General features: G+C 53.5%; 24 protein-coding genes. 22 read left to right on the top strand and 2 right to left on the bottom strand.

Annotation, left to right across the window (positions count from 1 at the left end; all coding sequences use genetic code 11):
• Positions 1-12 precede the first annotated feature (12 nt).
• The 19 genes from QU660_RS09895 to QU660_RS05500 all read left to right on the top strand — a co-directional run bounded on the left by QU660_RS09895 (position 13) and on the right by QU660_RS05500 (position 20,309).
• A complete protein-coding gene (locus QU660_RS09895; protein WP_443027760.1) occupies positions 13-153 on the top strand; it encodes a 4Fe-4S binding protein in 141 nt (46 codons plus the stop codon).
• A 118-nt stretch (positions 154-271) separates the two neighbouring features.
• Positions 272-775, top strand: coding sequence for a hypothetical protein (locus QU660_RS05585; RefSeq protein ID WP_304945560.1), 504 nt, complete (start codon positions 272-274; stop codon positions 773-775).
• Between the two features lie 234 nt (positions 776-1,009).
• Positions 1,010-1,900 carry a 4-hydroxy-tetrahydrodipicolinate synthase gene (gene dapA, locus QU660_RS05580; protein ID WP_304945559.1) on the top strand — a complete coding sequence of 297 codons (891 nt, stop codon included), beginning with the start codon at positions 1,010-1,012 and terminating at the stop codon, positions 1,898-1,900.
• The gene (dapB, locus tag QU660_RS05575) at positions 1,897-2,667 is read left to right on the top strand and encodes a 4-hydroxy-tetrahydrodipicolinate reductase (RefSeq protein ID WP_304945558.1); all 771 of its coding nucleotides are present in this window, start codon (positions 1,897-1,899) and stop codon (positions 2,665-2,667) included. Before dapA ends, dapB begins: the two co-directional genes overlap by 4 nt.
• 14 nt (positions 2,668-2,681) lie before the next feature.
• Positions 2,682-3,413 (top strand): phosphoribosylaminoimidazolesuccinocarboxamide synthase, encoded by a 732-nt coding sequence (locus QU660_RS05570; protein WP_304945557.1) that lies wholly within the window; start codon positions 2,682-2,684, stop codon positions 3,411-3,413.
• 22 nt (positions 3,414-3,435) lie between these two features.
• Positions 3,436-3,690 carry a TM1266 family iron-only hydrogenase system putative regulator gene (locus tag QU660_RS05565; RefSeq protein ID WP_304945556.1) on the top strand — a complete coding sequence of 85 codons (255 nt, stop codon included), beginning with the start codon at positions 3,436-3,438 and terminating at the stop codon, positions 3,688-3,690.
• A complete protein-coding gene (hydE, locus tag QU660_RS05560; RefSeq protein ID WP_304945555.1) occupies positions 3,677-4,759 on the top strand; it encodes a [FeFe] hydrogenase H-cluster radical SAM maturase HydE in 1,083 nt (360 codons plus the stop codon). Before QU660_RS05565 ends, hydE begins: the two co-directional genes overlap by 14 nt.
• Before the next feature lie 65 nt (positions 4,760-4,824).
• Entirely contained in the window at positions 4,825-6,288 is a 1,464-nt protein-coding gene (hydG, locus tag QU660_RS05555; protein ID WP_304945554.1) for a [FeFe] hydrogenase H-cluster radical SAM maturase HydG, read from the top strand.
• 141 nt (positions 6,289-6,429) lie between these two features.
• Positions 6,430-7,416 carry a FecCD family ABC transporter permease gene (locus tag QU660_RS05550; RefSeq protein WP_304947229.1) on the top strand — a complete coding sequence of 329 codons (987 nt, stop codon included), beginning with the start codon at positions 6,430-6,432 and terminating at the stop codon, positions 7,414-7,416.
• On the top strand, positions 7,417-8,175 hold the full coding sequence (locus QU660_RS05545; protein ID WP_304945553.1) for an ABC transporter ATP-binding protein: 759 nt from the start codon (positions 7,417-7,419) through the stop codon (positions 8,173-8,175). It begins immediately after the preceding gene.
• 9 nt (positions 8,176-8,184) lie between these two features.
• Positions 8,185-9,309 (top strand): ABC transporter substrate-binding protein, encoded by a 1,125-nt coding sequence (locus QU660_RS05540; RefSeq protein WP_304945552.1) that lies wholly within the window; start codon positions 8,185-8,187, stop codon positions 9,307-9,309.
• A 188-nt stretch (positions 9,310-9,497) separates the two neighbouring features.
• Entirely contained in the window at positions 9,498-10,739 is a 1,242-nt protein-coding gene (gene hydF, locus QU660_RS05535) for a [FeFe] hydrogenase H-cluster maturation GTPase HydF (RefSeq protein WP_304945551.1), read from the top strand.
• Positions 10,740-10,955: 216 nt separating this feature from the next.
• Positions 10,956-12,395, top strand: a complete 1,440-nt coding sequence (gene purB, locus QU660_RS05530; protein WP_304945550.1) for an adenylosuccinate lyase — start codon at positions 10,956-10,958, stop codon at positions 12,393-12,395.
• 24 nt (positions 12,396-12,419) lie between these two features.
• Complete coding sequence (locus QU660_RS05525) at positions 12,420-13,706, top strand: adenylosuccinate synthase (protein ID WP_304945549.1); 1,287 nt, start codon at positions 12,420-12,422, stop codon at positions 13,704-13,706.
• A gap of 53 nt (positions 13,707-13,759) precedes the next feature.
• Positions 13,760-15,409: a flotillin family protein gene (locus tag QU660_RS05520; RefSeq protein ID WP_304945548.1), complete on the top strand. Its 1,650-nt coding sequence runs from the start codon at positions 13,760-13,762 to the stop codon at positions 15,407-15,409.
• A 210-nt stretch (positions 15,410-15,619) separates the two neighbouring features.
• On the top strand, positions 15,620-16,225 hold the full coding sequence (locus QU660_RS05515) for a TetR/AcrR family transcriptional regulator (RefSeq protein ID WP_304945547.1): 606 nt from the start codon (positions 15,620-15,622) through the stop codon (positions 16,223-16,225).
• A gap of 48 nt (positions 16,226-16,273) precedes the next feature.
• Complete coding sequence (locus tag QU660_RS05510; protein WP_304945546.1) at positions 16,274-18,190, top strand: ABC transporter ATP-binding protein; 1,917 nt, start codon at positions 16,274-16,276, stop codon at positions 18,188-18,190.
• 30 nt (positions 18,191-18,220) lie between these two features.
• Positions 18,221-19,936 (top strand): ABC transporter ATP-binding protein, encoded by a 1,716-nt coding sequence (locus QU660_RS05505; protein WP_304945545.1) that lies wholly within the window; start codon positions 18,221-18,223, stop codon positions 19,934-19,936.
• Positions 19,929-20,309 (top strand): hypothetical protein, encoded by a 381-nt coding sequence (locus QU660_RS05500; protein ID WP_304945544.1) that lies wholly within the window; start codon positions 19,929-19,931, stop codon positions 20,307-20,309. Before QU660_RS05505 ends, QU660_RS05500 begins: the two co-directional genes overlap by 8 nt.
• Positions 20,310-20,398: 89 nt before the next feature.
• Here the strand turns inward: QU660_RS05500 and QU660_RS05495 are convergent, their stop codons facing one another.
• Positions 20,399-20,584 (bottom strand): cell division protein DIVIC, encoded by a 186-nt coding sequence (locus QU660_RS05495; protein ID WP_304945543.1) that lies wholly within the window; start codon positions 20,582-20,584, stop codon positions 20,399-20,401.
• A gap of 23 nt (positions 20,585-20,607) precedes the next feature.
• The gene (locus QU660_RS05490) at positions 20,608-22,527 is read right to left on the bottom strand and encodes an ABC-F family ATP-binding cassette domain-containing protein (RefSeq protein ID WP_304945542.1); all 1,920 of its coding nucleotides are present in this window, start codon (positions 22,525-22,527) and stop codon (positions 20,608-20,610) included.
• Between the two features lie 156 nt (positions 22,528-22,683).
• Here QU660_RS05490 and QU660_RS05485 point away from each other — a divergent pair, with 156 nt between their 5' ends.
• Genes QU660_RS05485 through QU660_RS05475 form a run of 3 tightly spaced genes read left to right on the top strand, consistent with a single transcriptional unit; the run spans position 22,684 to position 24,720 of the window.
• Positions 22,684-23,337 (top strand): redox-sensing transcriptional repressor Rex, encoded by a 654-nt coding sequence (locus tag QU660_RS05485; RefSeq protein ID WP_304945541.1) that lies wholly within the window; start codon positions 22,684-22,686, stop codon positions 23,335-23,337.
• Positions 23,334-23,699 (top strand): holo-ACP synthase, encoded by a 366-nt coding sequence (acpS, locus tag QU660_RS05480; RefSeq protein ID WP_304945540.1) that lies wholly within the window; start codon positions 23,334-23,336, stop codon positions 23,697-23,699. The genes QU660_RS05485 and acpS overlap by 4 nt, the downstream gene beginning before the upstream one ends.
• A 13-nt stretch (positions 23,700-23,712) precedes the next feature.
• Positions 23,713-24,720: an NAD(P)H-hydrate dehydratase gene (locus QU660_RS05475; RefSeq protein ID WP_304945539.1), complete on the top strand. Its 1,008-nt coding sequence runs from the start codon at positions 23,713-23,715 to the stop codon at positions 24,718-24,720.
• The last annotated feature ends 2 nt before the right edge of the window (positions 24,721-24,722 follow it).

The raw sequence follows: 24,722 nt of genomic DNA, 5'->3' as shown, positions 1-24,722 counted from the left end.
CGATGCATTCGCTTGACCTGCTTGCACAGTCGATTTACACTTGAAATCAAGTGTAAGCCCCGTCGCTTTTCCGCGGATGACAGTTGCATAGGCTGCGGCAAGTGTGCGAGAAGATGCCCGGTTTCGGCTGTCTGCACCGCTGTCCTGTCTTAGGCAGGCAATACGGCAGGCACAGAAAGGTGCACGGTCAGTCTGTGAAGCGAAGGGGAAGCGGTAAAACAGGGGTTTCAAAAAAGTAGCTACAACGCATTCACTTTTGGAGGGAGAGAAAATGATTGACACTAAGCTGATTGTTGCGATTGTGGTGGGTGTCTGGGCGCTGCTCTTTGTGATTATGATGAGCGTCCAGAAGAAGCGCAAAAGTAAGGCAACGGACTACCTGGCGTCAAATGCGGACAAGGCGCTCCTGCATCTCTACGGAAAGAAGTTTTCGATTGACGGTCGGGACCTGGCTCTCTTTGAGACGGTGAGCGGAGAGAATCTTGAGAAGATTGTCGCGCTTCCGGAGGGCTCCCACAGAATTGCGGGAGTATATCAGAGCACGGAAGTCAGCGCTTTGGGACAGAACATCAACCTCGAGAGCGAGAAGGTAGAGTTTGATGCAGAGCTCGAGAAGGGACACAGCTACTCGGTCGCAATGTATGCCTACTCCCCGGAGGAGCGGAGGGAATATTACAAAGGCGATGTGCCGCGCGATGTGCTCAGCGTTCCGCTGACGCTGGTGAAGGGGAGCGAGAATGTGAAAGCGTACATCATCGTCTATCAGGAGAGCTGAGACGAAAGGGGGAAGAGCTTTGACGGCTCTTCCCCCTTTTTGGCGGAGACAGAGCCGCAGCGGGCGGGGAGCCCTGCCTTGCTTTTCAAAAAACGCTATGTTACGATAATATTGCGGAGGAAGTCTCATTTGAGAGAGACTTCGTCGAGAAGCGCCGCGCCTGCGGTTTGATGACAGAAATACGGCTACGGAACGCATTGGATTCGATCACGGATGTGAAGACGGAGGAAATGCATGGAAAGCATTTTTGAGGGCTCGGGTGTTGCCCTGATAACACCGATGAATGACGATCTCACGGTCAATTACGAGAAGCTCGAGGAGCTCATTGAGGAGCAGATTGCCGAGGGCACGGACGCGTTGATTGCCTGCGGAACCACGGGAGAGGCATCGACACTCACGCACGAAGAGCATCTCCGCGTGATTCAGCGCAGCGTTGAAATTGTAAACCACAGAATTCCGGTTGTCGCGGGCAGCGGCTCCAATTCGACGGACACGGCAATCGAGATGTCAATCGAGTCCGAGAAGTACGGCGCGGACGGTCTCTTGCTGGTTTCCCCCTATTATAATAAGGCGACGCAGAAGGGCCTGATTCACCACTATACGCAGATTGCGCATGCGGTGAAGATTCCCTGTCTGCTCTACAACATCCCGAGCAGAACCGGACTCACGATTCAGCCGGAGACAGCCGCCTACCTCGGAAAGACTGTTTCGAATATTGTCGGCATGAAGGAAGCGAGCGGCAACTTTACGAATATTTTGCGCACGCTCGAATTTTTGGACGGCCACGAATTTGACCTCTACTCCGGCAACGATGACCAGATTATTCCGCTCATGTCGCTCGGCGCAAAGGGCGTCATTTCGGTGCTCGCCTGTGTGGCACCCCGAAAGACCCATGAGCTCTGCCGCGCCATGCTGGACGGAGATGTCAAGAAGGCAGCTGCCATGCAGATTGAGGCGGCGGAACTTATCCATCAGCTTTTCATCGAAGTGAATCCGATTCCTGTAAAGACCGCGATGAACCTGATGGGCAAGGAGGTCGGACCGCTGCGTCTGCCGCTCTGCGAGATGGAAACGGCTAATTTGGAGAGCCTTAAGAAGGCAATGAAGGAGTACGGAATCCTGTGATCAGAATTTTATTAAACGGATGTTCCGGCCACATGGGCCGGGAGGTCAGCGCTTTTGCGGCGTCCGATGAAACAGTGAAGATTGTTGCCGGTGTGGACCGCGCGGAACTTGCGACGGAATACCCGGTCTATGCGGATTTTTCGAAGCTTACCAAAGAGTGCGCGGATGTCTTAATCGACTTTTCGGTTGCGCCGGCGGTGGATGCCGTGCTCGATTTTGCGGAGCGCACAGGCATGCCCGCGGTCATCTGCACGACGGGTCTCAGCGAAGCGCAGCTTACGCGCATTGCGAGCCTTCAGGAGAAGGTTGCGATCCTTCGGAGTGCGAATATGTCGCTCGGAGTGAATCTTTTGATGAAGCTTGCGGCGGAAGCGGCAAATGTGCTCGCGGCGAAGGGCTTTGACATTGAGATTGTCGAGAAGCATCACAGAAGAAAGGTGGATGCTCCGAGCGGAACCGCGCTTGCAATTGCGGACGAGATTAACGCAGCCTGCAATGAGCGCTTTCACTACGTCTATGACCGCGAGCCGCGGCACACGGCGCGGGAACAGGACGAAATCGGCATTTCCGCGGTGCGCGGCGGCACGATACCGGGTGACCACGATGTGCTTTACGCCGGTGAAGACGAGGTGTTGAGCTTAAGTCACCGCGCGTATTCGCGACGCATTTTTGCGCAGGGTGCAGTGGAGGCAGCAAAGTTTCTCGCGGGACAGAAGCCGGGACCTTATACCATGGCGGATGTGATTGCGGCGAGTTTAGAGGGATAAGAGGAAAGAACGGGATGGAGAAGAGAGAGAGCATCGGCGGCACTGCCGTGACGCGCATGTATGCGACGGATGACACGGCGGTGACTCTGGTCGAATGGCTTGACATCGTGGCGGATGCGGATGGAAACGAAGAGACGGTTGCGGACAAGGGCATCGTCGCAAGCCGCATGACGGCAAGTCTCTTTCGCTATCTCGAGACCAAGGGAATTCGAACGGCATTTCTGGAAGAAATCTCGGCGCGGGAATTAAGTTTCCGCGCCGTGCATCGTTATCCCTTTGATCTCGTGGTGCGAAATTTCAGCGCGGGCAGCTTTGCGGAGAAGACCAAGGTTCCGGAGGGCAGAGCACTGGCACGCCCGTCGGCGGAACTTCGGAATCGCCGTGAGGGCGAGGCGCGCTACGCCTTGAACGGCTATGAGGCGCTGGCCCTTGATTTGGTCAAAGAAGAGGATTTGCGAAAGATGATACAGACGGCCTTTCGCATCAACGAAGTGCTGACGGCCTATTTTGCGGAGCGGCGGGTGGATTTGATTGACCTCTCGCTTTCTTTCGCTCGGAATAAAGAGGAGTTGCTTCTGACCGGCGCTTTGTCGCCGGACAATATGCGGCTCTGGGACCGGGATACGCACGAGCGTCTGGACGCGGATCGTTTCCGGCGGAGACTCGGCAATGTGCGCGAGGCCTATCTTGAAATTTATAAGCGTCTCGGCATCGGCTCCTTAAAGCCGGAAGAACTGCTCGGCTGAGTGCGGAGAGAGGAGGATACGCATGGAAGCGGAACAGACCAGAATTGCCGTGATGAGCATCATTGTCGAGGACAGGGAGAGCGCGGAATCCCTGAATCGACTTCTGCATAACTACGGAAACTATATTATAGGGCGCATGGGTCTGCCCTATGAGAAGAAGAAACTCAGTCTCATGTCGGTCGCCTTGGATGCGCCGGAAAACATTATTTCGGAGCTCGCCGGCAAGGTGGGCAACCTTCCGAATATCAGCGTGAAGACAGCCTATGCAAAACGCTGAGACAAGAGCGCTCGCCCTGCTCGACAAATTGGAGCGGGAGCGGGGGCTTCAAACGGAAGAGTACATTGAATTATTGGGGGCGCACACGGAGGCGCTGCAGCAAAAAGCGGCGGCGCGGGCGGTGCACCTTCGAAAACAAATTTACGGGGATCAGGTGTTTACAAGGGGGCTCATCGAGTTCACGAGCTACTGTAAGAACGACTGCCGTTACTGCGGCCTGCAGCGGAGCAACTCGGAAGCGGAGCGCTACCGGCTCTCCGAGGAGGACATACTGCTCTGTTGCATGGAGGGCTACCGGCTCGGTTTTCGCACCTTCGTCTTGCAGGGCGGGGAAGACCCGTACTTTAGCGATGACAGGCTTGTCCGTATTGTCCGCGCAATCAAGGCGCAGCACCCGGACTGTGCGCTCACGCTTTCCATCGGCGAGCGCTCACACGAGAGCTATCAGCGGCTCTTCGATGCGGGTGCGGACCGCTATCTCCTTCGCCATGAGACCGCGGATGAGGCACACTACCGAAAGCTGCATCCGCCGGAGCTTTCGCTCCGTCATCGCCTGGCTTGCTTAAGGGACTTAAAGTCCATAGGCTTTCAGGTGGGCTGCGGCTTTATGGTGGGTTCTCCCGGACAGACCCTTGCTACCCTCGCGGAGGATCTCCGCTTTATTCAGGAATTTAAGCCTGCCATGTGCGGCATAGGCCCCTTTATTCCGCAGCACGCGACCGTGTTCCGGGATGAGAAGCAGGGAGATTTGAATCAGACCCTGTTTTTGCTCTCTTTACTCCGGATTTTGCAGCCGAATCTCTTATTGCCGGCTACGACCGCTCTCGGCACCATTCACCCGCTCGGCCGGGAGATGGGCATACAGGCGGGGGCAAATGTCGTGATGCCCAATCTGTCTCCGGTCGAAGTCCGGAAAAAATATCTCCTTTACGACAATAAAATCTGCACCGGAGACGAGTCGGCAGCTTGCCGTTCTTGTTTAAGCCGGCGCATGGAATCCATAGGCTACCGGCTGACCGAGACCCGTGGGGACGCGATACCGCTCCCTTCGCCATCGGCGCTCGAGTAGTACCTCAATCATATTTCAATCTGAACGGAACGGAAAACACCGAACCGCAAGAAAGGAAACCCTTCATGGCTACATCTGCAAGCACATCTTATAACCCTGCCTCTCTTTTGGCAGAGGAGTTTATTTCCCACGAAGAAATCTTAGAGACCCTTCGCTATGCGGAGGAAAACAAGGACAACGAAGAATTGATCGATCGCATACTCGAAAAGGCGCGCCCTAAGTATGAGGGCGGGAAAGTCCGCTGTGAGGGACTCACGCACCGAGAGGCCTCGGTCTTATTGGCGTGCGATATTCCGGAAAAAAACGCCGAGATGATGAAGATGGCGGAGGAAATCAAGCTCGCCTTTTACGGAAACCGCATCGTCCTCTTTGCGCCGCTCTACCTCTCGAACTACTGTGTGAACGGCTGCACCTACTGTCCCTACCATGCGGAAAATAAGCACATCAAGCGGAAAAAGCTGACACAGGATGAGGTGCGACAGGAGGTCATTGCGCTCCAGGATATGGGGCATAAGCGCCTTGCGCTCGAGGCGGGTGAGGATCCCCTGCACAATCCGATCGACTATATCTTAGAGTGCATCCATACCATTTACGGCATTCATCATAAAAACGGCGACATCCGCCGCGTCAATGTGAATATCGCTGCGACCACGGTCGAGAACTACCGGAAACTTCGGGACGCCGGCATCGGCACCTATATCTTATTCCAGGAGACCTACCACAAGGAGAGCTATGAGGCGCTGCATCCCACCGGCCCGAAGCACGACTATCGCTACCACACCGAGGCCATGGACCGTGCGATGGAGGGTGGCATCGACGATGTGGGAATCGGTGTGCTCTTCGGACTCGACAAGTATCGCTACGAGTTCGCCGGCCTTTTGATGCATGCGGAACATCTGGAAGCCGTGCACGGTGTGGGTCCCCATACCATCAGCGTGCCGCGCCTCAAAAAGGCGGACGATATCGATCCGAGCAAGTTCGAGAACGGCATTGACGATGAGACTTTCCTGAAGATCATTGCCTGCATCCGCATTGCGGTTCCCTATACGGGCATGATTATCTCGACCCGTGAGTCGGAGGCGGTGCGCGGCAAAGCACTCCGGGTCGGCATCTCGCAGATTTCCGGAGGCTCCCGTACCTCGGTGGGCGGCTATGCCGAGGAAGAACGCGTGCATGACACCGAGCAGTTCGATGTCTCGGACCAGAGAACCTTGGATGAAGTTCTGCTCTGGCTTATGCGGGACGGCTTCCTGCCCTCGTTCTGCACGGCCTGCTACCGGGAGGGGCGCACGGGCGACCGCTTCATGAGTCTCTTAAAGAGCGGTCAGATTCATAACTGCTGCCATCCGAATGCACTCATGACGCTCGCGGAATACCTGACCGACTATGCGTCCGAGGAGACCAAGGAAACCGGTAAGGCCTTGGTGGAAGCCGAACTTACGAGCATTCCGAACGAGAGAAGCCGCGCGATTGCAGCGGAGAATATCAAAGAGATCTACGCCTCGAACCGCAGAGATTTCCGCTTCTGAGCCGCAGCGTTTCGGGAGAAAAGAGCAGGTTCTGCTGGACAAGAGAGAGAAGTCGGGATAAGATGGTAGTTCGGTAGTTATAGCTAATCTGAAACAAAGGAGGTATACGCCACGAGACAAACAAAATGGCTTGTTCTCTGCCTGATACTCGCAGCGCTGGCCTCGGCGCTCGTCACGCTTTGCATGGGGGCGGTGCGAATTCCGGTCGAAACGACCTGGGCCGTTTTACAGCGCCATCTCTTCGGGCAAAGCGGTCGCAGCATTCCGGTTTCGATGGAGCAGATTGTCTGGCAAATCCGCGTGCCGCGAATTATCCTCGGTTTTCTCGCGGGGAGCGGTCTTGCGCTCTGCGGCTGCGTGATGCAGGCGGTCGTGCAGAATCCAATGGCAGATCCCTATATACTCGGCGTTTCGGCCGGAGCGACACTCGGCGCAACGGGCTCTCTGTTTCTCGGCGTCGGCATTGTGTCGGGCTTCTGGGCGTTTCTCGGCGCGGGTCTTGCCTGCTTTCTGGTGCTCGCCCTCGCCTCGGCGGACGGCAAAACCACCTCGGTCAAGCTGATTCTCGCCGGCATGATCGTGAATGCGCTGCTCACCGCCTTTTCCAATTTCATCATTGCGGTCGCCGGCAATTCCGACGGCATCATGTCGATTAAGTTCTGGACCATGGGATCTCTGACCCGCGCCGGCTGGAAGAATATCGGGCTCATTGCGGTGATTGTTCTGCTGGCCACAATCTTTTTCATGAGTCAGGCGAGAACCTTGGACGGGCTGTTACTCGGCGAAGAGGCAGCTGTCACAATCGGCATCGATACCTTTCGCTGCCGTCTCGTGTACCTTCTGGTGCTCTCGCTGCTCACGGGCGCTCTGATTTCGGCCAGCGGCACGATAGGCTTTGTGGGGCTCATCATCCCGCATCTCGCGCGGGCTCTGGTCGGCACGGCACATCGAAGACTCTTGCCGGTCGCGGCGCTCTCCGGGGGGCTCTTCATGCTCTGGGTCGATGCGCTTGCGCGGAGTTTACTGCCGAACACGGAGCTGCCGGTCGGCATATTCACGGCTTTAATCGGTGCCCCCTTCTTTGTCTATGTGATGGTGCGGAAACGTTACGGATTCGGAGGCAAATAAATGAGACTGGAAGCAGAAAACATCGCGGTCTCGATCGCCGGAAAATCCATTGTGAAAAACGTGACGCTCGATGTGCCGGAGCACAAGTTCTCGGCTCTCCTCGGTGCAAACGGGAGCGGCAAGACCACATTGCTTCGCGCGATTTATAAGACCCAGAAGACGGACAGCGGCACAGTGCGGCTTGACGGCGAGGACATTGCCCGCTTTTCGGGCAAGAAAATTGCGCGCCGCATGGCGGTCATGGGGCAGTTCAATCAGATTAATTTTGACTATACGGTCATGGACATTGCGCTGATGGGGCGCTATCCGTTTCACACGCTGCTCGAGCGGGAAAAGGACAGGGATTATGAGGCGGCGCTCGAGGCGCTTTCGAAGGTCGGCATGAAAGACTACCGCGACCGGAACTTTCAGTCGCTCTCGGGCGGCGAGAAGCAGCGCGTCGTCTTGGCGCGCGCACTCACGCAAAACCCGAAAGTCCTGATTCTGGATGAGCCGACGAACCATCTGGACATTCGCTACCGGCTTGAAATTCTGTCCATCATCAAAGACCTCGGCATCACGGTGCTTGCGGCGCTGCACGACCTCGGGCTGGCCGCGCAGTACTGCGACTATCTGTATCTCATGCGGCAGGGCGAAATCGTGGAGAGCGGCGTGCCGGAAGAGGTGATGACACCCGAAACCATACGGAGAATTTTTGAAGTCGAGGCAGCGGTGTACCCGAGTCCCATTGACGGAAAACTCATGATTCAGTATCTCTGACAACGGCGTTTGGCAACAGAAGTTTTAGCGGAGATTCCGCAGAAAGAGAAGATTATGAAGAAAAAGACCATGCTTTTACCGCTCGCGGCAGTCGCGGCGGCATTGATGATTACCGCTTGCGGACAAAAGGCAGCGAGCTCCGAGGCGAGCGCCGCAAATGCTTCGGAGACGGAGAGCAAGGCAGGTACCGAGAACGGTGCTTCGGCAGAGAGCAGCACCGAGGCGAAAAACAGTGCGGCTGCAAAGACCGCCTATCCCCTGACGCTCAAGATTTACGATGCCGAGGGCAAGGAAGTCGAGATGAGCTATGCCCATGCGCCGGAACACGTGCTCTCGACCCAGCTCTCGATGACCGAGCTTCTGATTAAGCTCGGCTTAAAAGATAAGATTGTCGCGGTCTTTGACAATGACAATGCGCTGAAGGGCGACATTGCGACCGAGATTGCCTCCTTAAAGAGTCTCGGCGACAAGAAGTCGGTCTCGAAGGAGAGCATACTTGCGCTCGAGCCGGATTTGATTCTCGGCAAGGGTCCCCTTATGTTCACCGACACGGCGATCGGCACGGTGCAGTCCTATCAGGAACTCGGCATCCCGGTCTATACCGAACTCGCAAGCGCTTCGATAGAGCAGTCGCTCAAGAACATTCCGGAGGATGTTCGCAACATCGGCAAAATCTTTGATGTGCAGGAGAAGGCGAATGCGTATGCGGACGAACTTGACAAGCGAATCGACGCGCTGCTCACCAAGGTCAGCAACCAAAAGGGAGAGCCGAAGAAGGTGCTCTTTATGGCGGGCTATACGGACGGCACCTTTGCCGGCTTCAACTCGAAGATGAGCAGCTGTATGTTAAAGACCCTGAACGCGGAAAATGTGCTCGAGAAGGGCGGCAACGGCCTCACGCTCGAAAATCTGATTTCGATGAATCCGGATGTGATTGTCTATGTGCGCTCGGATCGCTTTGCGGCGGCGGATGTGAATGCGGTCGCTTCGCTCAGCGAAAATCAGGTGGTGCAGGATGTGCCCGCAATCAAGAACAAGAAGATAATCGAGATGGACTATGACGATGTGATGGACTACGGCGCGCGCGTCATTGACTCCGCCGAGAAGCTCTATGACTTCATGTATGAGAAATAAGCGATTTACCCGAGGAAGGCGGATGGGCGGAAGGCTCATCCGCCTTTTTTCGGAAGCATACGAGAATAAAGCAGAACGAAGAAAGACAGGCTTCAGAAAGCCGGGAGTCATAGAGACAGAAATTAAGAGAGACAGAAATTAAAACAGAAAGAAATTAAGACAGACAGAAATCAGAGAGGAAGCAGCGCATGCAAGAATTCGGAGCAAGCGAAAAATTTCGCTCCTGTATCGGTATTTTCGGCGCGAGAAATGCGGGTAAGTCAAGTCTTTTTAACGCGCTTTCCGCGCAGAAAGCAGCACTGGTCTCGGACACACCGGGAACGACCACGGACCCGGTTAAAAAGACCATGGAGATTTTGCCGCTCGGGCCTATCACCTTAATCGACACCCCGGGCATCGATGACGAAGGGGAACTCGGCAGAGAACGTGTGCGGCGCGCCGAGGAGATGCAAAAGCGCTGTGACGCGGCAGTGCTCTGTCTCGCGGGAAAAAAAGAGGCGGGAGCGGCGGAGGAGCGACTCTTTCGTGCGCTCGCGGCACAGGGAATTCCGCTTTTAGCGGTCATCACCAAGGCGGAAGCGCTCACGGAGACCGAGCGCAGGGAGGCAGAGGCTTACTTCAGAGGGCTTATTACACGCTGCGGGGCCAAGGTCAGGGATATTTATCTTTGTTCCGCCGTGAGCGGAGAAGGCATAGAGGAAGTTAAGACTGCCATCGGCATGCTTCCGCGTAAGTCGGAAAAGAAGGCGCTGCTCATGGATCTCGTTGCCCCCGGTGATACAGTCGTCCTTGTCTGTCCGCAGGATGAATCCGCGCCGCGCGGTCGCCTTATTTTGCCGCAGCAGATGGCAGTGCGAGAGCTTTTGGACGGCGGAGCCTTTCCCTTTCTCTGTCAGCCGGAGGGACTGCCTGCCCTGCTCTCGGCCCTTCGCGAGCCTCCGGCGCTCATCATCACGGACTCGCAGGCGTTTGCCGAAGTTGCCGCCTGCATTCCCGCAGAGCAGCCGCTCAGTTCCTTCAGCATGTTGCTGGCCAGACAGAGCGGCGTGCTCGAAACGGCATTAAGCGGTGCGGCGGCAATCGCGCGGCTTCGTGAAGGCGACGCTGTCTTGATATCGGAGGGCTGTACCCATAAGAGACAATGTAAGGACATCGGCACGGTGAAGCTCCCGAAGCTACTCGAAAAGGCCTCGGGGAAAAAACTCCGCTTTTATTTCAGCTCCGGCCACGAGTTCCCGGAGGACTTGCGCGAAAAAGAGATACGGCTGGTGGTGCACTGCGGTGCCTGTATGCTTGGGGATACGGAGCTTTTGTCGCGCTTTCAAGAGAGCCGCAACGCGGAAATTCCGATTACCAATTACGGTGTGGCCCTCGCCGCGATGCAGGGCATACTGCCGCGCGCGGCCGTGCCGCTGCTAAAAGGAAAGTGAGTCCTTGATAGCGTCGAAGAGTATACAGTCCATCTTCGTTCGGATGCGGCGTCCGCTTGTGATATCGTGGTTGCGAAATACCGGAGATTCTGTTTCGCTTCGGAGCATGTTTCCTGTATGCAGTGGGACTGGAGTTAAGCCTGTATTCGTGCTAAAATATATACTGTTTATGGAAATTGGAGTAGTCTGCCAATCGGAACAAGAAGGAGACCGCATATGCAAAAAGAATACAATAAATACCTGAGTCCGCTCTCCGAGCGCTATGCCTCGGCGGAGATGCAGTATTTGTTTTCACCGGAGAAGAAGTTTCGCACCTGGAGAAAACTCTGGATTGCACTCGCAGAGACAGAGAGGGAACTCGGACTTCCGATTACGGAGGAGCAGATTGCGGAATTAAAGGCGCATGCCGAGGATATCAACTACGAAGTCGCCGAGGCGAGAGAGCGAGAAGTGCGTCACGATGTGATGAGCCATGTCTATGCCTACGGCACGCAGTGCCCGAGCGCAAAGGGCATCATCCACCTCGGTGCAACCAGCTGCTATGTGGGCGATAACACAGATATCATTCTCATGACGGAGGGACTCCGCATTGTGCGCCGCGAACTCCTGAATGTCGTTGCGGAGCTCGCAAACTTCGCGGAGAAGTATAAGAACCTTCCGACCCTCGCCTTTACCCACTTCCAGCCGGCACAGCCGACCACGGTCGGAAAGCGCGCCACGCTCTGGATGAACGAGCTCCTTCTGGATCTCGAGGATCTGGACCATGTGCTCGCGAACATGAAATTGCTCGGCTGCAAGGGCACCACGGGCACGCAGGCTTCGTTCAAGGAGCTCTTTGAGGGCGACGAAGAGAAGATTAAAAAGATCGATCCGATGATTGCGGAGAAGATGGGCTTTGCGGCCTGTGTCCCGGTATCCGGACAGACCTACTCGCGGAAGATTGACACCCGCGTTCTGAATGTACTCGCGGGGATTGCGCAGAGCGCGCACAAGTTCTCGAATGACATCCGTCTCCTGCAGCACCTAAAGGAGGTTGAGGAGCCCTTTGAGAAGAGCCAGATCGGCTCCTCGGCTATGGCCTACAAGCGTAACCCCATGCGCTGCGAGCGCATGGCGAGCCTCGCAAACTATGTGATGAGCGATGTGATGAACCCGATGCTCGTCGCGAGCACCCAGTGGTTCGAGCGTACGCTCGACGACTCCGCGAACAAGCGTCTCTCGATTCCGGAGGGCTTCCTCGCGGTCGACGGCATTCTTCGCCTGTATATGAACGTCGTGGATGGCCTCGTGGTCTACCCGAAGGTCATTGAGAAGCGCCTCATGGCAGAGCTTCCGTTCATGGCGACCGAGAACATCATGATGGATGCGGTCAAGGCGGGCGGCGATCGCCAGGAACTGCACGAGAAGATACGCGAACTCTCGATGATTGCGGGTCAGCACGTCAAGGCAGAGGGCAAGGACAACGACCTCCTCGCGCTGATTGCGGCCGATCCTTCCTTCCGCCTGAATCTGGAGGACCTCGAGAAGACCATGCAGCCGGAGCGCTATACCGGCAGAAGTGCGGAGCAGGTCACGGACTATCTCCGCGAGGTGGTCAAGCCCTTGCTCGCGGAAAATCAGGGCGAGCTCGGCGAAAAGGCAGAGATTCAGGTCTAAGGCTTTCGGAGAGAGGAGAAGATTATGTCAGTCAAAGCAATTGTCGGCGCCAACTGGGGCGACGAAGGTAAGGGTAAGATTACGGACGTGCTCGCACAGGATGCGGACATTGTGGTCCGCTACCAGGGCGGTGCAAATGCGGGACACACGATTATCAACCACTACGGCAGATTTGCGCTTCACCTTCTGCCCTCCGGTGTATTCTCGGAGCGCACCACCAACGTCATCGGCAACGGTGTTGCCTTCCACATCCCCTCGTTTGTGAAGGAACTCGCGAGCATCGAGGAACAGGGCGTGCCGGCCCCGAAGGTTCTGGTCTCCGACCGCGTGCAGCTATTGATGCCCTATCACATTCTGCAGGACAGCTACGAGGAGGCGAGACTCGCGGGCAAGGCCTTCGGTTCCACGAAGTCCGGTATCGCGCCCTTTTACTCGGATAAGTACGCGAAAATCGGCATTCAGGCGGCAGAACTCTTCGATGAGGCGGCGCTTCGCGAGAAGGTAGAGAACATCTGCACCATTAAGAATGCGCTCTTTGTGCATCTCTATCATCAAGAGCCGCTGAAGGCGGATGAGATTATGCAGACCTTGGCGGAGTACCGCGAGGCGATTGCTCCCTATCTCGCGGATACGGGCGCTTTCCTCACCGAGGCACTGCACGCGGGCAAAACCGTCCTCGTCGAGGGCCAGCTCGGCTCGCTCAAGGACCCGGATCAGGGCATTTACCCCATGGTCACGAGTTCTCATACGACGGCTGCTTTTGCGGCGGTCGGAGCAGGCTTCCCGCCCTATGAGTTAAAGGACATTGTGACGGTCACCAAGGCTTACTCGAGTTCGGTCGGCGCAGGTGAGTTTGTCTCCGAGATTCTCGACGAGACCGAGGCAGAGGAGCTCAGAAAGCGCGGCGGCGATAAGGGCGAGTACGGTGCGACCACCGGAAGACCGCGCCGCGTCGGCTGGTTTGATGCGGTCGCAACCCGCTACGGCTGCCGCGTTCAGGGCAGCACCGAGGTTGCGCTCACGGTTTTGGATGCACTCGGCTATCTCGACGAGATTCCGGTCTGCACGGGTTACGAGCTGGATGGAAAGGTCATAGACTACTTCCCGGTGACCCCGCTCTTAAAGCGCTGCAAGCCGGTGCTTACGGTGCTGCCGGGCTGGAAGCAGGATATTCGCGGCATCACGCGCTATGAGGAACTCCCGGAGAACTGCCGGAACTATGTCGAGTTCATCGAGAAGCAGATCGGCGTGCCGATTACGATGGTCTCGAACGGACCGGGCCGAGAGGAACTGATTCACCGCAAGAAGTAAGAAAAGAACTTTGTGGCAATGGCATAGTCGTTTGAGAAAAGGAGGATTTTGTCATGGATCTTGCATTGCTTCGCACCCTTGTTCCCGTTATCCTCGCCGTTTTCTTTCTGGGCATCATACTTTCCGGTTATGTCAAGGCACCGCCGGACAAGGCATTCATCATCTCGGGGTACCGTAAGACGCCGAAGATTTTAATCGGACGGGCAGGTGTTAAAATTCCGCTCCTCGAGCGTCTCGATGTCCTTTACCTCGGCCAGATGACGGTCGATATCAAGACCGAGCAGTCGGTGCCCACGACGGATTTCATCAATGTCAATGTCGATGCGGTCGCTAAGGTGCGAATTGCGCCGGACAGCAAGGGCATTGAAAAGGCGTCTCGCAACTTTCTGAATAAGAAACCCGAGCAGATTGCGATGGACCTTCAGGACTCCCTCCAGGGTAACATGCGTGAGATCATCGGCACGCTGACCTTAAAGGACATCAACACGAACCGCGATTCCTTCTCGGATCAGGTGATGATGAAGGCGGCTGCGGATATGGAGAAGCTCGGCATCGAGATTCTCTCCTGCAATATTCAAAATGTGACGGATGAGAAGGGCCTCATTAACGACCTCGGTGCGGACAACACTTCAAAGATTAAGAAGGACGCCGCGATTGCGAAGGCGCAGGCGGACCGAGACGTTGCGATTGCGCAGGCTGAGGCAAACAAGGCCGCAAACGATGCGCGTGTACAGGCAGACACCGAGATTGCGCAGAAGAACAACGAACTCGCGATTCGTCAGTCGGAACTGAAGGTCATTTCCGATACGAAGAAGGCAGAGGCGGATGCAGCTTACGAGATTCAGAAGCAGGCGCAAGAGAAGAATATCCAGATTGCCACGGTCAATGCCGCGATTGCAAAAGCAGAGCGCGACTCCGAGCTGAAGAAGCAGGAAGTCGCGGTCATGCAGCAGGCCCTCGACGCCGAAATCAACAAGAAGGCCGATGCCGAGAAGTACCGTGTGGAGCAGGCGGCTGCCGCTGAACTCGCAAAGCGCCAGAGAGAGGCGGAGGCGAGAAAGTACGAGCAGGAGCGCGAGGCAGAGGCGAGAAAGGCTGTCGCAGAGGCTGCAAAGTACGCTGCGGAGCAGGAGGCAAGCGGTATCCGCGCGAAGTACGAAGCGGAGGCAAGCGGTATTGCCCTGCGCGGTAAGGCGGAGGCAGAGGCGAGAAGAGCTGTGGGTCTTGCGGAAGCTGAGGCCATGGAAAAGAAGGCCGAGGCTTACCAGAAGTACAACAATGCCGCAATGGCGGAGATGCTCATCAAAGTGCTTCCGGACATTGCAAGTGAGATTGCGAAGCCGCTCGCACAGATCGATAAAATTACGATCATCGGCGGCAGCGGCAGCAATGAGAACGGCGTGTCGCAGCTTGCTTCGAATGTTCCCGTTGTCATGGGCAAGCTCTTTGAGTCGATGAAGGAGACCACCGGCATCGATCTCGGCGAGATTATGCGCGCGGGCACCTATGACGCAAAGGTGAACCGGAACCTCAACGTGACCGGTCTGGAGCACGCGAATGTGTGCGCAGGAGAAGCGAGGGTTACACCGACGGAAACCGCGCCTTCACAGCAGGCTGCAGCAGCGGAAGCCACGCAGCAGACGGTAGCACAGGCGGAGGATACAAATCCGCCCGACAAGCACCACGACAGAAAGGCACACTGACAGTGTAACGATAAAAAATACGTCAGCGGATTCAAAGTCCGTGTAGCCTAAAGCAAAAGGACGGCAGAGTGGCTCTGCCGTCCCTTTTCTCTTTTTTGATTTCAGGATAATAGAGTAAACATGTGGATATTAGTTGATTCTAACAAAACTTGGTGTTACAATAAAACCGACAAAGTTGTCGGTTTTTTTACTACGAGGAGAAATCTATTTTTGGAAGAGAAAAAACAGAAAGCCGGTCAAATCAGGAAAAAAGAGATTTTAGATGCGGCTAGAAAGGTCTTTTTGAGCAAAGGATTTGCCGACACGGTAATGGAGGATATTATCACCGAAACATCCCTTTCAAGAGGAGGTGTATATTACCATTACAAAAACAAGGTAGAAATATTACATGATCTAATGCGGGAGGGCATGGCTTATCGGATTGAGAAAATAAATGAATTTTTATCGTCCTATTCGGGAGAACTGGACGGAAATGCAGTGGCACAGATGATTGTCGATAAAATGCTCGGTGAAAGTGAGCTTATGAGCGTATATGCCATATATCTACAATCGATGAAAAACAATGAAGAGTTGAGAGCTTTGTTCCCGATCTTGGTTGAGGAATCCTTAAAAGCGAGCTACAGCGGAGTGAAAGAGGCAAGAGAGGATGTATACAAGTATTTTCGCAACGACTTTTTGATATTTCTTATGAACACGATTGTGCTAGGATGTGAAATTCTGGATGGAGCAAGGGATAGCTTTGTGAGGAACAGAGAGTTCTTTCTGAATACAGTAAAGCTGTTTATTGATGGTTATGATAAAGGCAAAATCAAATAATTTTTTTGATTGTAAGTTAGCTAAAACTAAAACATGAGGATAAATTATATGGAGAAGAAAAAACATCATGATGAAATGCTTAAACGTACTTCGGGCGGTACGAAGCTAGGGAAGGATGAAGCGTTAATAAAAGAGATCGAGAGTCTGAATCTTGACGTTCCGCAGGAAATTATGCAGCGGATCGAAAGTGATGTTGCGCAAAGTGAAAAGCAAGCTAAAATCAGCATGGATGGTTTAACCAAAGCACTCATGAGTGTTGCTCCGGAGTACAAGGGCAGAATGCGGCTTTCTGTCATTTTTGCTTGCCTCGGAGAGATTTTCAGTTTCGCCACTTATTTCTTTAGCGCTTACGCTGCCGCATGGCTTATAAAAAGAGCCGGAGGCAGCTCGATCGGTTTTGATGAACTTCTGCGATACGCTTTTTTGGCAATGGGCTCGTTACTGCTTTATTTTGTGCTTACCGGCCTCAGCACAACTATTTCGCATAAGACGTCCTTTTCTATATTGGAAAAGCTTCGGCAGACGCTATTCGAGAAGTTAAAAGTAATTCCCATGGGATACTTGGTGGATAATCCCGTGGGAAAAATCAAGGTGATCATTATGGACCGGGTAGCGGATATGGAAGATTGGGTAGCTCATACCATGCCGGAGCTGCCAAGCCGTCTTTTACATCCAATCCTTTGTGTGATCATTTTATTTTGCTTGGATTGGCGTATAGGATTGTCGATTTTCGTTCCTCTACCTGTTGTTCTTATAGGAATGGCGACAATGATGCATAAATACCGCAGTAGGATGGCTGTTTGGTTGTCGAGCTATGCCAATGTTGCGGATAGAAGTGCTGAATATGTTCGCGGAATCCCTGTAATCAAAGCGTTTGCACAAGATAAGGCTTCTTACGGAAAATTTGCGGATGCAGTAAAATTCTATCATTTTTCCACAATGAAGTGGTGGAAGCAAAGTTGGTTGGGCAAAGCCTTGATGACTGCGGCAATGATGACGCCGCAAATTGTGAGTATGCCTTTTGCATTTTATTTATACGGAAAGGGTGAAATCGGTATAGAAACCCTGCTCTTATCGCTTATTCTGCCGATTTCCATTCTTCCGCAGGCCTTGGCAATCATGATGAGTTTTGAACTCTTTCAGATGGCCTCCAATACCTGGGTTTCAATACAGGAGTTGCTTGACATGCCTGCCCAAAAGCGTCCTGATCCTGACAAGAGAGCAGCTATCGATAACAATAAGGGGATTAAATTTACGGATGTAAGTTTTTCTTATCACGATGGCACTGAGGTGTTGCATAAGATCTCCTTTGAAACGAAGCCGGGAGAAGTAACCGCGCTTGTCGGTCCCTCCGGCGGAGGAAAATCCACGATTGCAAAGCTTTTGGCTGGCTTTTGGGATCCGGCGTCAGGTGTGATTTCTCTTGGCGGTGTGGATACAAAGAAAATACCTTTTCATCAGCTTGCCGAAGAGATTTCCTTCGTTTCTCAAGATAACTTCCTGTTTGATGTAAGTATCAGGGATAATATTCGTCTCGGCAAGCCCGACGCAAGCGAGGATGAAATCATAAGAGCCGCAAAAGCTGCTCATTGCCATGAATTCATCATGGCGCTTCCCGGGGGATATGAAACCAAAGCGGGCGTTGCAGGTGGCGCGATGTCAGGCGGTGAACGCCAACGTATAACCCTTGCCAGAGCCATCCTGAAGCCTGCCTCAACCATTATTTTAGACGAAGCGACCGCTTACGCTGATCCGGAAAACGAAGCCCTCATTCAAGAAGCAATCTCTCATCTCGTAAAGGGAAAGAACCTTGTGATCGTTGCGCATAGGCTGAATACCATCAAGCAGGCCCATCAGATCATTTTAATTGATAAAGGCCAAATCATAGCCAAGGGAAGGCATGATGAGCTGTTGCAGGAGCCGCTCTATGCAAGTCTTTGGAGACAATATTTAGGAGAGGAGTAAGAGATGGAGTTTATTAGATTGTCATTTAAAATGGCAGGGCGCTATAAAAATCGCCTCAGGGCGGGAGTGTTCCTTATTTTTCTGCAAAATGCGTCCATATTGTTTGGCTTTTGCGCGCTCTTCCTTGCATTTGGTTGGATGAATGAGACTACCGGGAAGCATATTCGGACGATTTTCGGCGTGTTGTTTGCTTCCTTCCTTTTCAATTTTCTGACGGGGTGGGCGAAAAGCAGTCTCAGCGATGGTGTTTTCTTTGGTATTTTCAAGGATTACCGACTTGCAGTCGGTGAAAGGCTAAAAAAAGCTCCTATGGGATACTTTGCAGAACAGAGTCTTTCAAGAATCATGTCAGCTTTTACCAATGTCATGAAAAGTCTTGAAAACTACTCATCAATGAGTATAGACTTTACTGTTTCCGGTATTTCAATATCTTTTTTCCTTTTGATAGGTATGTTTGGTATAAATTTTAAAATCGGAATTTTAACTCTAATTTGCTTAGCTCTTATTTGGCTCTGTGTAATTCTTATGGTAAATCAAGCAAAGAAAGAGATAGCTCGGGAACACGCTGCAATTACCAAAGTTGGAGACGCCCTCGTTGACAGCATCAGCGGTATTCCCGTACTCCGCAGTTTTCCGCTTGCGGATGCCGGAGTTGTGGAAGAAGTGCATTCCAAATTGAAGAATTCTTCTGAGGAGCTCAGGCTTTCTCAAGTACATTTTGAGATGGTTTTTGTTGTCTATGCGAGAATTTTTTCTACTGTTATCAATCTATCGAGCTTGCTTGTTACCTTGTTTTCCTGCTATCTCTATACAAAAGGCGAAGTCTTATTACCTCAGGCGCTCACCGTTTCGGCGGCCGGATTTATGATTTTCGGCGGTCTAAAGCAGCTTGAAAATGCGGCAATTCTGATGGTGAAAAATCCTGCCAATATGCAATATTTGGATGAGGTTTTGGATATTCCCGAGATAAGTGACGGTACTTTGGAAACCGTGGAAAATCAAGATATTGTCTTTGACAAGGTGAGCTTTAGCTACGACAAAAGAAAACCGGTCTTAAAAGACCTGTCATTTACGATTCCGCAGGGGTCAAAGACAGCCATTGTAGGACCCTCCGGTTCCGGAAAAACGACCATTATCAATTTGATATCCCGTTTTTACGATGTGGACAGCGGTACAATCAAATTGGGAAATAGGGATCTACGAGATTATAAAGTGGAGAGTTTACTTAAAAATCTTTCCCTCGTTTTTCAGGACGTGTATCTTTTCCGGGATACCATAGAAAATAATATCCGTTTTGCAAATCCGCATGCAAGTCGCGAGGAAGTAGTGGAGGCCGCAAAAAAAGCGCGCTGCCACAATTTCATCATGGAACTTTCCGAGGGATATAACACCATGGTAGGCGAGGGGGGAAACTCCCTTTCCGGCGGAGAAAAGCAACGGATTTCGATTGCCAGAGCATTACTTAAAAATGCTTCGATTATTCTTTTGGATGAAGCGACCAGTTCCGTTGATCCCGAAAATGAACATGAGATTTTAGCGGCTATCGAGGAATTGTCCAAAGGACATACAGTGATTTCCATAGCGCACAGACTTACTACCGTGAGAAAAGCCGATCAGATCTTGGTGATTGATGACGGTAAATTAGTGCAAGCGGGAAAACACAGCGAGCTGATCAATCGGGAGGGCATTTATTCTGCGTTTATTCAGGCAAGAGAGCGAGCAGCCAACTGGATTATAAATGCGTAAAGAGCAGCCAAATGATAGTAGTCCGCATCCCGAACAGCCCATTTTACTTGAGGGTGGCAATTTTAAAGCAAAAGACAAGGACGGCGCTTATCCGAGAAACGGATGGGTATTTCTTCCCGACTCTGACGGCATTAGCGAGGGACGCTTCTATTTTGATGCAAACGGCTACTTGAAGACGGGTTGGTTGCTCGATTCATCGGACGGCACTTGGTATTACTTGGATCCGGAAAACGGTTCGATTTTGACGGATTGGCATGAAATCAACGGCAAATGGTACTGCTTCAGCTGGGGCGCGTATGGGAAAAAGTTCGGCGTCATGTATTGCGACGAGAGGACGCCGGATGGCTATACCGTCGATGCGAGCGGAGCCTAGACCGGAAACTGAGGACAAAAAGGACGACAGAGTTATCTGTCGTCCTTTTTGTCCTCTTAGCCTGAAAAGGAGGGTATGAGTGGTTTTTGTCAGCGTCTTGTGTGACGCGTGATCAGCAAAAAGCCGTAGATTACGACCGGTATCGTGATGTCCATAAAGATAAGAGCGCGGAGCAGGGGGGCGCGGTCGGGACCGCCGAAGAGCCCCACAATGAGGGTTGCAAGCAGTATGAGAATCAAAAAAAGGGCCAGGGCAAAGCTGAATACACGTTTCATCACAGTATCTCCTTCAACGGTTCTCAGTCTGCAAGCGTTTCCCAGCGCTCATAGCAGTCTGCGAGTTCTTCTTCCGCGCTGTCCTTTCGCTTTTGAATCGCGAGGAGAGCGGCGGCATCCCTCTGATTTTCGGGGAGCAGAAATTCCTCTTCAATGCCGCGGAGCGTGTCCTCAAGTTCGGCAATGCGCTGTTCTAAGGCCTCGAGTTCGGCGCGGCGCTTTTTCTCCGCGGCCTTTTGCGCCTTCTGTGTCTTATAGTCCTCGGCACTTGTAGAGGGACTCTCGTTTTCTTCCCCCTTCGCCGCGACGGCGCTCGCGGGGAGCGCGGCGCGCTCGGCATCGGCTTTTTTCTCGAGGTAGTAGTCGTAGTTGCCGATGTAGTTCACAAGGCAGCCGGAGGTCAGATTCAAAATGCGGGTCGCAGTGCGGTTGATGAAGTAGCGGTCATGGGACACGTAGAGCACTGTGCCGGGGAAGGCGCGGATGGCGCGCTCCAGAATCTCCTTACTTTCCATGTCGAGGTGGTTGGTCGGCTCGTCGAGGAGCAAAAAGTTCGCGTGGGAGAGCATGAGCTTTGCCAGTGAGACGCGGCCGCGCTCGCCGCCCGAGAGATCCTTGATGCGTTTAAAGACATCATCCCCGGTGAAGAGGAAGGCCGCAAGCATGTTGCGGACCTCGGTGTTGTTCATATCGGGCCAAGTGTCCTGCAGCTCTTCAAAGAGGGTTTTTTCCGGATGCAGCACCTGGTGCTCCTGATCGTAGTAGGAGCAGAACACCTTGGTGCCCAGCGTCACGGAGCCGCTGTCCGGCGGAAGCAAGCCGTTGATGATTTTAAGCAGCGTGGTCTTGCCGGTACCGTTTCCGCCCATAATTGCGACATGCTCGCCGCGCTTTAAGGAGAAATTGAGGTCCGAAAAGAGTAGGTTGTCGCCGAAGGCCTTGCTGAGTCCCTGTACTTCAAGTACATCCTTACCGCTGACCTCATCCGGCGTAAAAAAAAGCCCCATGTCCTTTTTGCTCTCATAGGGATTGTCAAGACGCTCCACCTTGTCGAGCAGCTTCTCGCGGCTCTCGGCGCGTTTAATAGATTTTTCGCGGTTAAAGGAACGGAGCTTTTGAATAACCGCCTCCTGATGCTTGATTTCCGCCTGCTGGTTTTCGTAAGCGCGAGCGGCAGCCTCGGCGAGCGCCTCCTTCTTTTCGGTGAATTGCGTGTAGTTGCCCTCATAGGTGTTGACGCGGCCGTGACTCAAATCAAAGATCTTATTGACAACACGATCCAAAAAGAAGCGGTCATGCGAGACAATTAAAACAGCGCCCGGATAATTCATGAGATAACTCTCAAGCCATTCGATGCTCTCAAGGTCCAGGTGGTTGGTCGGCTCGTCAAGCAGAATTAAGTCGGGCTGTTCCAATAAAAGTTTACCGAGAAATACACGGGTTTTCTGTCCGCCGGAGAGCGAAGAGAGCGGTCGTCCGGCATCGACCTCACCGAAGCCGAGACCGCGAATAATGCCGCTCACCCGGCTTCGCGCCGCATAGCCGTCCATGAGCTCGTAGCGGTGCTCGGTCTCCGTGTACAGCGCGAGCAATTTTTCAAGGTCTGCCCCCTCGCTGTGTTTCATTTCCGCCTGCAGTTCGGCGAGCCGCGTCTCCAGGTCCAGAATGGGCTGAATGACTTTGGTGAGCTCTTCTTCGATTGTGAGCTCGGAGTCAAGTGTGTTATCTTGGTGAAGATAGCCCATGCTGCAGCCTTTTTTCAGCGTGACTTCACCGCCGTCCCGAGCAAGTTCTCCGGTCAGTAGATTTAAGAGCGTACTCTTTCCGGCGCCGTTCGGGCCGACAATCGCCGCCTTATCGTGTTCGTTCAGAAAAAAGGAGGCATCTTCTATGACGGTCTCCCCCACAAAACTCTTTTTTAAATGCGCGGCATTCAATATCATAAGCACTCCGTTTTCTTAAGCTTTTACAAAGCATACTCCGCTGTAGTATATCGAAATGCCGTTGGATTGACAAGGCAGAGAAAAATCCCTATACTTACAAACTAAGCGCAATACAACAACTTGGTTTAAAGACGTAAGAAAGTAGGAAGTGAAAGTTTGAAGGACAAAGTATCCTCGGCGGTCATTCAACGTCTGCCACGCTACTATCGATATCTCTCGGATCTCATGGAGGAGAACGTGGACCGCATCTCCTCGAGCGATCTTGCGGCGCGCATGCATGTCACGGCTTCGCAGATTCGTCAGGATTTGAATACCTTCGGCGGTTTCGGACAGCAGGGATACGGCTATCATGTGGAGCATTTACATGCCGAAATCGGGAAGCTGCTCGGCATCGATCAGCAAAAATATATTGTCATCATCGGCGCCGGCCACCTGGGACAGGCGCTCGCAAATTATCAGAATTTTACCAAGCGCGGCTTTCAGGTGAAGGCACTTTTTGATATCGATCCCGAGGTGGTCGGCAGAACCATTCAAGGTGCGCAGGTATTTCCCTTGGACTATCTGGAAGCGTATCTCGAAAAGAATGCCATTGACATTGCGACCTTGACACTCCCCAGGGACCGCGCCATTGAGGTTGCCAAGCGGCTTTGCCGCTGCGGCATTAAGGCAATTTGGAATTTTGCACACACGGATCTTCAGGTGGATGAGGATGTGCTCGTTGAGAATGTGCACCTCTCGGAGAGCCTGATGCAGCTTTCGTACCGCATGATTGCGGCGCGGCGAAAACTGCAAAAAACGGAGGAAGCTTGATACTGGGACTCGGAAGCGATCTGATCGAGATTGCTCGCATAGAGAGGGCGGCGCGACAGGAGCATTTTCTGACGCGGGTGTTCACAGAGGAAGAGCGGCGGCAGTCGGGGGGAAACATGGCTTTTCTCGCCGGCTGTTTTGCTGTGAAAGAGGCTGTCGTGAAGAGTTTCGGGACCGGTTTCCGGGGAATTACGCCTGCGGAAATCGAAGTGTTGCGAGATAGGCTCGGCAAGCCCTATGTAAGCCTTACGGGAGCCGCCGCCGCGCAGTGCGAAGCGCTCGGTGCGGCACTTCCGCTGGTGAGTATCAGCAACACAAAGACGCACGCCATGGCAGTCGCAGTCCTGGAACGCCTTTCGTAGGCGGGAGGAAGTCATGAGACAGGAGACAGACGGGGTCTTGGTTCTGGAAGATAGCGATCTCTGTCGCATTCCGGTGAGACAGAAGAGAGCCAACAAGGGGACTTACGGTCCCCTGCTTTGCATTGCCGGCAGTGAAGGAATGGCGGGAGCCGCCTATCTGTCCGCGCTCGCCGCCTATCGCAGCGGCGCCGGTCTGGTGCGTATTTTGACGCCGGAAGTGAATCGCTCGATTTTGCAGATACAGTTGCCGGAAGCCATCGTGGAAAGCTATGATTTGGAGACGGCATCCATGGCCGCGGAGAATCCGGGTGAGGCTTTTTTGGTGCAACAGAAGGGCGGCATTACGGTCTCGGAGGAAGAAAGTCCGAAGGTGACGGAACGAGGGCAGCATTTGCCGCTGTCCCTCAGTCATTTGGAGGCCTTGCTTGCATCTTGCAAGGCAGTGGTCTTAGGACCGGGGCTCGGGCAGTCGGAGTATGCGGCGGCACTCGTGAGAGAGACGCTTCGGCACTGCAGAGTTCCGCTCATTGCGGATGCGGATGCTCTGAATCTGATTGCGCGGCGTCCGTCTCTCTTGTCGCTCCGAAAAAGTCCCTGGATTTTTACGCCGCATCCCGGTGAGATGTCCAGGCTCACGGAGCATGAAATTCCGGAGATACTCTGTGAAACGCGTAAAATTGCGGAGAATTATCGTGAAAACTACGGTGTTACGCTCTGTCTCAAGACAGATGAGAGTATCATAGCGGATGCGGAGAGCGGAAAGACTTATCGAAACGAGAGCGGCAGCCCTGCGCTCGCAAAGGCCGGGAGCGGCGATGTGTTGAGCGGTATCATTGCCGGTCTCCTCTGTCTCGGGATGAAGCCGGGAGAGGCGGCGGCCTTCGGTGCCTATCTGCACGGCAGAGCGGGGCAGGCGGCCGCGGAGCGCTACTCGCTCCACGGGATTTTGGCGCGCGATATCGCCGATGCGGTTCCGAGCGTCATGCGTGCCGCCGCATTCAATCAATTGAAAGGGAGGTGAGC

Origin of the sequence: Stomatobaculum sp. F0698 (assembly GCF_030644385.1) — a bacterium.
Classification (GTDB): domain Bacteria; phylum Bacillota; class Clostridia; order Lachnospirales; family Lachnospiraceae; genus Moryella.
This window is presented reverse-complemented; position numbering and strand designations above follow the sequence as displayed.

Coding starts and splice junctions, on each gene's coding strand:
- QU660_RS05495 (WP_304945543.1), bottom strand. CDS start 20,584: ATGAAACGTGTATTCAGCTTTGCCCTGGCCCTTTTTTTGATTCTCATA.
- QU660_RS05565 (WP_304945556.1), top strand. CDS start 3,436: ATGGAAGCGGAACAGACCAGAATTGCCGTGATGAGCATCATTGTCGAG.
- QU660_RS05500 (WP_304945544.1), top strand. CDS start 19,929: ATGCGTAAAGAGCAGCCAAATGATAGTAGTCCGCATCCCGAACAGCCC.
- QU660_RS05585 (WP_304945560.1), top strand. CDS start 272: ATGATTGACACTAAGCTGATTGTTGCGATTGTGGTGGGTGTCTGGGCG.
- hydG (WP_304945554.1), top strand. CDS start 4,825: ATGGCTACATCTGCAAGCACATCTTATAACCCTGCCTCTCTTTTGGCA.
- purB (WP_304945550.1), top strand. CDS start 10,956: ATGCAAAAAGAATACAATAAATACCTGAGTCCGCTCTCCGAGCGCTAT.
- QU660_RS05490 (WP_304945542.1), bottom strand. CDS start 22,527: ATGATATTGAATGCCGCGCATTTAAAAAAGAGTTTTGTGGGGGAGACC.
- QU660_RS05545 (WP_304945553.1), top strand. CDS start 7,417: ATGAGACTGGAAGCAGAAAACATCGCGGTCTCGATCGCCGGAAAATCC.
- QU660_RS05525 (WP_304945549.1), top strand. CDS start 12,420: ATGTCAGTCAAAGCAATTGTCGGCGCCAACTGGGGCGACGAAGGTAAG.
- QU660_RS05570 (WP_304945557.1), top strand. CDS start 2,682: ATGGAGAAGAGAGAGAGCATCGGCGGCACTGCCGTGACGCGCATGTAT.
- hydF (WP_304945551.1), top strand. CDS start 9,498: ATGCAAGAATTCGGAGCAAGCGAAAAATTTCGCTCCTGTATCGGTATT.
- QU660_RS05475 (WP_304945539.1), top strand. CDS start 23,713: ATGAGACAGGAGACAGACGGGGTCTTGGTTCTGGAAGATAGCGATCTC.
- QU660_RS05510 (WP_304945546.1), top strand. CDS start 16,274: ATGGAGAAGAAAAAACATCATGATGAAATGCTTAAACGTACTTCGGGC.
- QU660_RS05520 (WP_304945548.1), top strand. CDS start 13,760: ATGGATCTTGCATTGCTTCGCACCCTTGTTCCCGTTATCCTCGCCGTT.
- QU660_RS05505 (WP_304945545.1), top strand. CDS start 18,221: ATGGCAGGGCGCTATAAAAATCGCCTCAGGGCGGGAGTGTTCCTTATT.
- dapA (WP_304945559.1), top strand. CDS start 1,010: ATGGAAAGCATTTTTGAGGGCTCGGGTGTTGCCCTGATAACACCGATG.
- hydE (WP_304945555.1), top strand. CDS start 3,677: ATGCAAAACGCTGAGACAAGAGCGCTCGCCCTGCTCGACAAATTGGAG.